This is a genomic window from Candidatus Woesearchaeota archaeon (assembly GCA_018302225.1).
Classification (GTDB): Archaea; Nanobdellota; Nanobdellia; order SCGC-AAA011-G17; family JAGVZY01; genus JAGVZY01.
Genome location: JAGVZY010000012.1, coordinates 82,032 through 90,703, shown reverse-complemented (window position 1 = coordinate 90,703; position 8,672 = coordinate 82,032). Strand labels below are relative to the sequence as shown.

Here is an 8,672-nt window from a genome sequence, read left to right as displayed (position 1 = left end):
ACTTAACAAAGATATTTTTAGATTTAAACTTTTCAAATTAACACACCTCCAAGAATTATAATTTTATAATTTGAAATCATTTATAAATCTCAAATTGTTTTTATATATAAACCTTACTATAGATAATTTTTAAATGAAAACAATTAAATTTTAATTTTTTAAACTAAAAATAACAAATTTCCAAAAGCTTTTTAAACAAAAAGACAAAATTACTAACAGTTTTAAAACAAACAAATTCGAACTTTAATCAAAAATGGAACACAACGCAGACTTTAAACACATTGTAAGAGTAGCAGAAACCGATTTAGACGGAAATAAGCCTCTTGCTAGAGCTTTAAGAAAGATTAAAGGCATAGGTTACTCATTTTCAAACGCAATATGTGGTTTAACAGGCTTAGATAGAAAAAAGAAGGTCGGAGACCTATCAGAAAAGGAAATAGAGCTGATTTCAGACACTATAAAATCACCAAATGTACCAGAATGGATGTTAAACAGAAGACGTGATATGGAAACAAATAAAAGCTTTCACTTAGTTTCATCAAAATTAAAGTTCCAAAAAGATGTTGATATTAAAAACCTCAAAAAGATTAGATGTAGAAGAGGTATTAGACACGGACAAGGCCTACCAGTAAGAGGCCAGAGAACTAAAGCCCACTTCAGAAAGGGAAGGGCTGTAGGTGTAGTAAAAAGAGCACAAACTGCACCTGCTAAAGCTGATAAAAAATAATTAACACCAGCTAAAAATGGGAGATCCTAAAAAACAAAGGAAGAAGTATGAAACTCCAAGACATCCTTGGAGGAAAGAAAGAATAGATAGAGATAAACTTATTCTTAAAGAGTTCGGATTAAAAAACAGAAGAGAAATTCTTAAGATGGAACATATTCTTAGAAGATTTAGAAAACAAGCTAAAAATCTTAAAGCTCTTGATACCGAACAATCAAAAAAAGAACAAAAACAATTAATCACTAAATTAACAAAATTATCATTATTAAACAAAGACTCTTCATTAGATGATGTTCTTGCCCTAAGTTTGGATAGTATTCTTAATAGAAGACTTCAAACATTATTAGTAAAAAAAGGCCTTGCAAAAACAGTTTCACAATCAAGACAATTTGTAACTCATGGACATATTAGTATTAACAACAAGAAAATAACTTCACCATCTTATATTGTTCCAATTGAAGAAGAATCATTAATTACTTTTAGACCTTCTTCAAAACTTTCAAATTCAGAACATCCAGAAAGAGTTATAAAAGAAAAAATTGAAAAAATAAAAAAGAAAGTTGAAGAATAAAAATGGCAAAAATTGAAAAAATAAAATGGGGAATTGCACACATTATGTCTAGTTATAATAATACTATTATTCATGTTACTGATATGTCTGGTAAAGAAACCATTGCAAGAGCATCTGGTGGAATGGTTGTTAAATCAGATAGAATGGAAAGTTCACCAACTGCAGCAATGAGTGCAGCAAAAATAGTTGCAGAAGGATGCAAAGAAAAAGGATTATCAGGAATTCATATTAAAGTAAAAGCTCCAGGTGGACAAAATGGACCAGCATCACCGGGCCCAGGTGCACAAGCAGCTATTCGTACATTATCAAGATCAGGATTAAAAGTGGGTTCAATAGAAGATGTTACACCTATTCCACATGGTGGATGTAGAAAGAAAGGTGGAAAAAGAGGTAGAAGAGTATGAACATAAAATTAATTGAAAAAAAGAAAGACAGTATTTCATTCTTAGCTAAAAATATAACTGCACAATTTGCAAACTCACTAAGAAGAACTATTCTTGATGAAGTTCCAACTATGGCAATTAATACTGTAAAAATCTCGAAAAACTCATCTGCATTATATGATGAAATGATTGCACATAGACTAGGATTAATTCCATTAAAATCAGATATTAAAGGGTATGAATTAAAACAAGATTGTAAATGTAAAGGAGAAGGTTGTGCAAGATGTCAAACAACTTTATCACTTAAAGCAAAAGGACCAGCAGTAGTTTATGCAGAAAATTTACAAGCTCAAGATCCAAAAATAAAACCAGCTTACCCACAAATAATTATTGTTAAATTATTAAAAGGTCAAACTTTAGAATTAGAAGCAACTGCAATTTTAGGAAAAGGAAAAGAACATGCAAAATGGTCTCCAGGATTAGCATATTATCATCATCCTGCAAAAATAACTTTAAATAATTGCAAAATAAAAGAAGCTGAAGAAATTTGTCCAAAAAAAGTTTTCAAATTTGATAAAGACAAATTAAAAATTGTAAATGAAGAAGCATGTGATTTATGTAATGCATGTGTAGAATTAGTTAACAATGATTCAATAAAAATTGAACCAATAAGAGAAGAATTCATATTCGAAATAGAATCATTTGGACAATTAGATCCAAAAACAATGGTACTTACCGCATTAGAATTACTTAAAGTAAAAACTGATGGTGTTGCAGAACACCTGAAGTAGATAACGCGGGAGTGCCGGAGTGGTCAAACGGGCTAGCTTAAGGAGCTAGTAGCTCAGTGCTTACGCAGGTTCAAACCCTGTCTCCCGCATAATATTTACAAAGGATAAACAAAATGTCTAAAAGAACCGGACCAACAAATGAAAAACTTATCAAAATGATAAGAGAAATGAAAACACTTTCAAATAGTCAGAAAGCTCCAATTTGGAAAAGAATTGCATTTGAATTAGAAAAGCCTACACGTTCAAGAGTTTCAGTTAATTTATCAAAAATAGAAATTTATATTAAACCAAATGAAATTGCTCTAGTTCCCGGAAAAGTTTTAGGCACAGGAACTACAAAAGCAAAAGTTGTGGCATTTTCATTTTCAAGCTCTGCAAAAGAAAAACTTGGAAAAAATATGATTAAACTTGAAAATTTAATAAAAGAAAATCCAAAAGCAAAAGGAGTAAGAATTATTTGTTAAAATGAAATGTCAAACTTGTTTGACAGTCATTAAAACCAGAGGTTTAAATGATAAAAATAAACTGTGAAAATCTAATAATGGGAAGAGTTGCTACTTATGTTGCAAAAGAAGCTCTTAAAGGTGAAACCATAGAATTATATAATTGCAGTAAAATTGTAATCTTAGGAGAAAAAAGCGTAATTGTTGCCCATTATAAAAGATTAAGAAATTTACTTATGTCACCCACAAAAGGTCCTTATATACATACAAGCCCATTAATGATTATGAAAAGATGTATTAAAAGAATGGTTCCATTTAAACAAGAGCGTGGAAAATTAGCATTAAAAAGAATTAAATGCTACAACATGGCTCCAGAATCAAAAGAAAATTTAGTATCTTTAGAAAAAGCATATTTCAACGGAAACTCAAGATTTATAACCTTGGAGGAATTAAGTAAGGGTTTAAGATGATTGTTTTTAACAATCATTTAACTTAAAAAATTAAAATGACAAAAGTAGTCCATGTATCTGGAAGAAGAAAAAAAGCAGTAGCAAGAGCAACTGCAAAACCAGGAAAAGGGATAATCAGAGTAAATCGCCAATTATTATCAAATTATAGTACTGAATTTAATAGATTAAAAATGTTAGAACCAATAACAATTGCAGGAGATCTTGCAAAAAATATAGATTTAAACATTAATGTTTTCGGTGGTGGAATTGCATCACAAACAGAGGCAATAAGATTAGTTATTGCAAGAGCATTAGTAGAAATTACAAAAAATAAACAATTAAAAGCAGACTATTTAATATATGATAGGCACTTATTAGTTGCTGACGTAAGAAAGAACGAATCATCCAAACCTAATGATTCAAAGCCAAGAGCAAAGAGACAATTCACAAAGAGATAAAAAAATGCAAATACCAATTCGTTGCTTTAGTTGTGGGAAACCCGTAGCGCACTTATGGGAAGAATACAATAGAAGAATCAAAAAAGGAGAAAGCAAAAAGAAAGTAATGGACGATCTAGGATTAAAAAGATACTGTTGCAGAGCTTTATTCCTTGGACATGTTGACCTAGTGGATACAATAGGTAGATTCAAAAAAAGCTAATTTTTTACTATTCTTAAATTTCATTTAATTAAACAGCTAAATCTATAGAAAGATTTAAATACTTTAAAATACTTTAAAATACTCAGATAAAATGACTCAACAAATAAGTTTAACCATACCAAAAAATCTATTCAACGCTTCTAAAGAATACTATCAAGAATTAGGATATAAAAATATTCAAGAATTTATATTGGATTTAATGAGAAAAAAGGTAATTCTAGAAAATTTAGAAAGATATACTCAAATAGAATCTAGGATGAAGACTGGGAAAGGAGTTAAAAAGCTTGACCAAAAACAAGCAATAGAATATATAAAAGGTCTATAATATGGAATATCTCATTGAATTCAGTGAAGAATTTGAAAAATCAATGAAAAAACTAAAGAAAAAAGACAAAACCTTATTCTTACAAATACAAAAAAAACTTTTAGAACTAATAAATAATCCAGAACATTATAAACCTTTAAGTAATGTCTTAGCAGGTTTTAGAAGAATCCATTTCGGAAGTTTTGTATTAATCTTTAAAATAGAGGGCAATACTATCAAAATAATATCTTTAGATCATCACGATAACTCTTATTGACTAAATTTATAAATTCTAAAAAATTTCTCAAATTTATGCGCGATAATGAATGGTTAAATAACAAACTTAATCAAATTTGGACATTTTTATTTCCAGAAGTTGCAAGATCAAACGATGTTGTAATTAGATTCAAAGGTAAAAGTAAAAATAGATTTGGAAGTATTTCTTTAAAAGATAAAACAACCATAATTACAATAAATAGTTTGTTTATGCATGAACTTATTCCAGAATATGTTATTGATACAACCGTAGCTCATGAACTTGTACATTATATGCATGGCTTCTTTAGCCCACACCAAAGATTATACAAACACCCACATAAAGGCGGAATTGTAACTAAAGAACTAAAAAAGAGAGGTTTTGAAGCAACTCTAAAAAAAGAAAAACTTTGGGTTAAAAAAGAATGGTGGAATACTTACAAAACAATAAAAACAAATGGAATTAATTTACAGGAATTCGAGTAAACTTTCTACATTTATTACAGTATTTTATTACCCGTGATTTATGTATTCTTGTTCTTGAATTCTCAGAATTAAAATAATTATAACAATGACTACAATATTTTCTTTTATATTGTAAAGGTATTCTTAAATTTACTTTCATAGCAATCTTTCTTGCCAATTCAACATATCTATTAGCCATATTAGGATTATCTTTAGCTTCGCTAAATAGAATTTTTATTCTTTCTAAAGCAATCTTTCTTTGTTCCTGTTTTTTATTTAGCTTTACCATTTTAATAGTTAAAATTATCTAACTTATAAATTTAGTTAAAAATTAAAGAAAAATAAGGTGGACAGCTTTCCACGCTTCCCGCATAAGTGCAGTAGCACATGGAACGTAAGCCTGTTTAACTTCTGTGTTCGAGATGGGAACAGGTGATACAGACCACTATGACCGTCCTACCCTATTAAATCTGTGTTAAATTTATAAAACTTTCTATTCGTTTTCAGCCTTAGCCAATGCTTTCTTAGCCTTTTCATCAGCTTTTAACTTATCAACTACAGTCTTAAAAGCACTTATTTGTTTATCACTCAATTGCTGATGAGTTAAGTAAAAAATCTTAATATTTCTCAAAAATAGACTTTTTTTATAGAATTCTTCAGGAATATCAAAAAACTTCTTCATCTCAGGATCTTTTATCTTTTTACTTAACTCTTTCTTTTGACATTCATAGCATAAAGGAAACTTTTCTCTATAAGAAATCAAGACATAATTCTGCTTACATCGCATACATTTTTGATTATAAATTACCATACTTATTAAAAAGGAGATAAATTTATAAGAGTATGCTTATTATATACAAAACAAACATTTAAAAATAACATTAGCCTTTCTAAAACTTGTGAAAACAGAAAAATTTGAACGAATGGTTCCTGATACTAATATTATTATAGAAGGAATTCTCTCAAAAAAATTAGAATCAAAAGAATATATTATTGACGAAATACTTATACACGAAGCAGTTCTAGCAGAATTAGAACATCAAGCAAATCTAGGAAAATCTATTGGATTTTTGGGGTTAGAAGAAATAAAGAAATTAAAAAAATATAATATCAAATTTGCAGGCACAAGACCAAAAGCAGTAGACATAAAATATGCTACTGAAGGTGAAATTGATGCTATTATTAGACAATTAGCTTATGAAACTGATTCTACATTAATAACTTCAGATAAAGTTCAACACAAAGTTGCAGAAGCAAAAGGAATTGCAGTTATTTACATTAAACCAGAAATCTCAAGTAAAAAGATAAAATTAGAACAATTCTTTGATGAAACTACAATGAGCGTACATTTAAAAGAAGGTGTTGAAGCTTATGCAAAAAAAGGATTTCCAGGAAATTGGAAATTTGAGATTATCTCAAAAAAGAAATTAACTCAAGAAGAAATTCAAGAAATCTCTACAGAAATAATTGAAGAATCAAAAATAAGAAGAGACGGATTTATAGAAATAGAACGTACAGGAAGCACAATTATACAATTAGGAAAATTTAGAATAGTTATTACCAGACCGCCATTCTCAGATGGTTGGGAAATTACTGCTGTTCGTCCAGTTAAAAAATTAAACCTAGAAGAATATAATCTTAGTGAAAAATTAAAAAAGAGAATTGCAGAACAAGCAGAAGGTATGTTAGTTGCAGGTTCTCCAGGTGCAGGAAAATCAACATTTGCACAAGCTTTAGCAGAACATTACGCTTCAAAAGATAAAATAGTAAAAACAGTAGAAGCTCCAAGAGATTTACAATTAGCAGATAATATTACTCAATATGCAATATCGCACGGAACACCTCAAGAAATACATGATATACTTTTACTTTCACGTCCAGATTATACCTTATTTGATGAAATGCGTAACACAAAAGATTTTGAACTATTTGCAGATTTAAGATTAGCAGGAATTGGTTTTATAGGCGTAATTCATGCAACTAATCCTATAGATGCAATTCAAAGATTCTTAGGAAGAACAGAATTAGGAGTTATTCCACATATTATTGACACTGTAGTTTTCATAAAAAACGGTTTAGTAGACAAAGTTCTAAGTGTAATTATGACAGTCAAAGTTCCAACAGGAATGACTGAAGCAGATTTATCACGTCCAGTTGTAGAAGTAAGAGATTTTGAAACAAATAAATTAGAATTTGAGTTATACAGCTATGGTGAAGAAACAGTAGTTATTCCAGTTTCAGAAGAATCAACAAACAAAAAGCCAACATTTGCATCAAAAGCATTAGAAGAAGAATTCAAAAGATATTCAAGAAAAGCAAAAGCAGAATTAATTAGTAATCACAAAGCAATAGTTTATGTTCCTAAAGATGAAATTGCAAAAATAATTGGAAAAGAAGGAAAACACATTGCAGGCATAGAAAAAGAACTTGGAATAAAAATTGATATTAGAGAATTAGAAGATGAAGTAAGAAATGAAAAAGCTCCAATCAGATATAATTTAACAAATAGTAAAGGTTATGTTATTTTATCATTTGCACCAGAACTCGCAGGAAGAAATATAGATGTTTACAAAAATGATGAATTATTATTTTCTGCAACACTCTCAAAAAGAGCAGAAATAAGAATACACAAAAAGAGTGGTCTAGGACAAGAGATTTCTTCAGGTAAATTAGAAGTTAAAATATAATTATTTAATTAAGACTTTTTTCGCTTCAAAATCAATATCCCATAATTCGAAAAATTCTCTAAACTCTTCAACCTTAGATTCAGGAATAATAACTACTGCTTTTCCAAAAATCTTTCCACCTAATTTCTTTAACATCCCCTCATTCGAATTATGTCCATGCAAAGCATAAGAAAATAAAACTTTCTTACTTTTTGTAAGATTCTTAAGATTAAAATTAAATATCATTGAAGCTTCGTAACCCATTAATTCAGATAAATATCGATTATGTATAAGTGAATACCCCTCTTCTAAAAGCGTAGAAAAAATAGACAAACTAAAAATTTCTTCTATATTATACCCATTATAGTGAATCTCTTTATCAGTTTCTTTTTTAAATTCAGAATAAATCTTTTGCGAAAATTGAGAATCTGAATTTTTAAATAGTACAGCTAAGTCTAGATCATTAGGACGTAATTTCCCTTTAACACAAGATCCAAAAAGAAAAATATCAACTATTTTTTCTCGATATTTTTTGTATAATCTCTTGGAAATCTTCTCTAATTCCTGAAATTGCAATAATTTTTGATATTTCATTTCTTATTTTTTTACATAACTCCTTATCCATTTCTTTTGAATATGTATCTCTATACATTTTAAAGGTAGTATCCACCAAAAAATAAAGCTCCTTGTTATTTTTTTCTAATATTCTAAATCTTTCACTATGATTTTTAGGCATAAACCCTATCTTTTCAAATAATATTAAATCGCATATTTGCGAAATTGCCTTAAAATAAGCTGTGACTGCAAGTCTGAACCTTTGTTTATTTTCTTCATCTAATCCCCCTTCGATAAACTCGTTTATACCTTGTTTAAGGATATTTTTATTCATTATTTACCTTATTAAATTTAAACGTATATAAACCTTTCTTTTTTAACACATTAAATTAGAGTAAAATTAAGA

General features: G+C 28.7%; 16 protein-coding genes, 1 tRNA gene and 1 rRNA gene. 13 read left to right on the top strand and 5 right to left on the bottom strand.

The window, feature by feature from the left end; all coding sequences use genetic code 11:
* Positions 1-253 precede the first annotated feature (253 nt).
* The 12 genes from J4403_03495 to J4403_03440 all read left to right on the top strand — a co-directional run bounded on the left by J4403_03495 (position 254) and on the right by J4403_03440 (position 5,066).
* Entirely contained in the window at positions 254-727 is a 474-nt protein-coding gene (locus J4403_03495) for a 30S ribosomal protein S13 (protein ID MBS3167245.1), read from the top strand.
* 16 nt (positions 728-743) lie between these two features.
* On the top strand, positions 744-1,295 hold the full coding sequence (locus J4403_03490; protein ID MBS3167244.1) for a 30S ribosomal protein S4: 552 nt from the start codon (positions 744-746) through the stop codon (positions 1,293-1,295).
* A 2-nt stretch (positions 1,296-1,297) separates the two neighbouring features.
* The gene (locus tag J4403_03485) at positions 1,298-1,699 is read left to right on the top strand and encodes a 30S ribosomal protein S11 (GenBank protein MBS3167243.1); all 402 of its coding nucleotides are present in this window, start codon (positions 1,298-1,300) and stop codon (positions 1,697-1,699) included.
* Entirely contained in the window at positions 1,696-2,469 is a 774-nt protein-coding gene (locus J4403_03480; GenBank protein ID MBS3167242.1) for a DNA-directed RNA polymerase subunit D, read from the top strand. Before J4403_03485 ends, J4403_03480 begins: the two co-directional genes overlap by 4 nt.
* Positions 2,470-2,474: 5 nt before the next feature.
* A tRNA-Leu gene (locus J4403_03475) sits at positions 2,475-2,558 on the top strand.
* Positions 2,559-2,582: 24 nt separating this feature from the next.
* Positions 2,583-2,933 carry a 50S ribosomal protein L18e gene (locus J4403_03470; GenBank protein ID MBS3167241.1) on the top strand — a complete coding sequence of 117 codons (351 nt, stop codon included), beginning with the start codon at positions 2,583-2,585 and terminating at the stop codon, positions 2,931-2,933.
* 47 nt (positions 2,934-2,980) lie between these two features.
* Positions 2,981-3,382: a 50S ribosomal protein L13 gene (rpl13p, locus tag J4403_03465; GenBank protein ID MBS3167240.1), complete on the top strand. Its 402-nt coding sequence runs from the start codon at positions 2,981-2,983 to the stop codon at positions 3,380-3,382.
* Positions 3,383-3,417: 35 nt separating this feature from the next.
* Positions 3,418-3,819, top strand: coding sequence for a 30S ribosomal protein S9 (locus tag J4403_03460; protein MBS3167239.1), 402 nt, complete (start codon positions 3,418-3,420; stop codon positions 3,817-3,819).
* Positions 3,820-3,823: 4 nt separating this feature from the next.
* A complete protein-coding gene (locus J4403_03455) occupies positions 3,824-4,021 on the top strand; it encodes a DNA-directed RNA polymerase subunit N (GenBank protein MBS3167238.1) in 198 nt (65 codons plus the stop codon).
* A 91-nt stretch (positions 4,022-4,112) separates the two neighbouring features.
* On the top strand, positions 4,113-4,346 hold the full coding sequence (locus J4403_03450) for a hypothetical protein (GenBank protein ID MBS3167237.1): 234 nt from the start codon (positions 4,113-4,115) through the stop codon (positions 4,344-4,346).
* Between the two features lies 1 nt (position 4,347).
* Positions 4,348-4,602 carry a type II toxin-antitoxin system mRNA interferase toxin, RelE/StbE family gene (locus tag J4403_03445; GenBank protein MBS3167236.1) on the top strand — a complete coding sequence of 85 codons (255 nt, stop codon included), beginning with the start codon at positions 4,348-4,350 and terminating at the stop codon, positions 4,600-4,602.
* 35 nt (positions 4,603-4,637) lie between these two features.
* Entirely contained in the window at positions 4,638-5,066 is a 429-nt protein-coding gene (locus J4403_03440; GenBank protein MBS3167235.1) for a hypothetical protein, read from the top strand.
* Here J4403_03440 and J4403_03435 read toward each other — a convergent pair.
* The 3 genes from J4403_03435 to J4403_03425 all read right to left on the bottom strand — a co-directional run bounded on the left by J4403_03435 (position 5,044) and on the right by J4403_03425 (position 5,856).
* On the bottom strand, positions 5,044-5,334 hold the full coding sequence (locus J4403_03435; protein MBS3167234.1) for a ribonuclease P: 291 nt from the start codon (positions 5,332-5,334) through the stop codon (positions 5,044-5,046). The genes J4403_03440 and J4403_03435 overlap by 23 nt on opposite strands.
* Positions 5,335-5,390: 56 nt before the next feature.
* Positions 5,391-5,504, bottom strand: a 5S ribosomal RNA gene (gene rrf, locus J4403_03430).
* Between the two features lie 34 nt (positions 5,505-5,538).
* The gene (locus J4403_03425; protein ID MBS3167233.1) at positions 5,539-5,856 is read right to left on the bottom strand and encodes a hypothetical protein; all 318 of its coding nucleotides are present in this window, start codon (positions 5,854-5,856) and stop codon (positions 5,539-5,541) included.
* Between the two features lie 112 nt (positions 5,857-5,968).
* Here J4403_03425 and tadA point away from each other — a divergent pair, with 112 nt between their 5' ends.
* Positions 5,969-7,732: a Flp pilus assembly complex ATPase component TadA gene (gene tadA, locus J4403_03420; GenBank protein ID MBS3167232.1), complete on the top strand. Its 1,764-nt coding sequence runs from the start codon at positions 5,969-5,971 to the stop codon at positions 7,730-7,732.
* Here the strand turns inward: tadA and J4403_03415 are convergent, their stop codons facing one another.
* Both J4403_03415 and J4403_03410 read right to left on the bottom strand, forming a co-directional pair.
* Positions 7,733-8,305, bottom strand: a complete 573-nt coding sequence (locus tag J4403_03415; protein ID MBS3167231.1) for a nucleotidyltransferase domain-containing protein — start codon at positions 8,303-8,305, stop codon at positions 7,733-7,735.
* Complete coding sequence (locus tag J4403_03410; protein ID MBS3167230.1) at positions 8,220-8,600, bottom strand: hypothetical protein; 381 nt, start codon at positions 8,598-8,600, stop codon at positions 8,220-8,222. Before J4403_03410 ends, J4403_03415 begins: the two co-directional genes overlap by 86 nt.
* Positions 8,601-8,672: the final 72 nt, after the last annotated feature.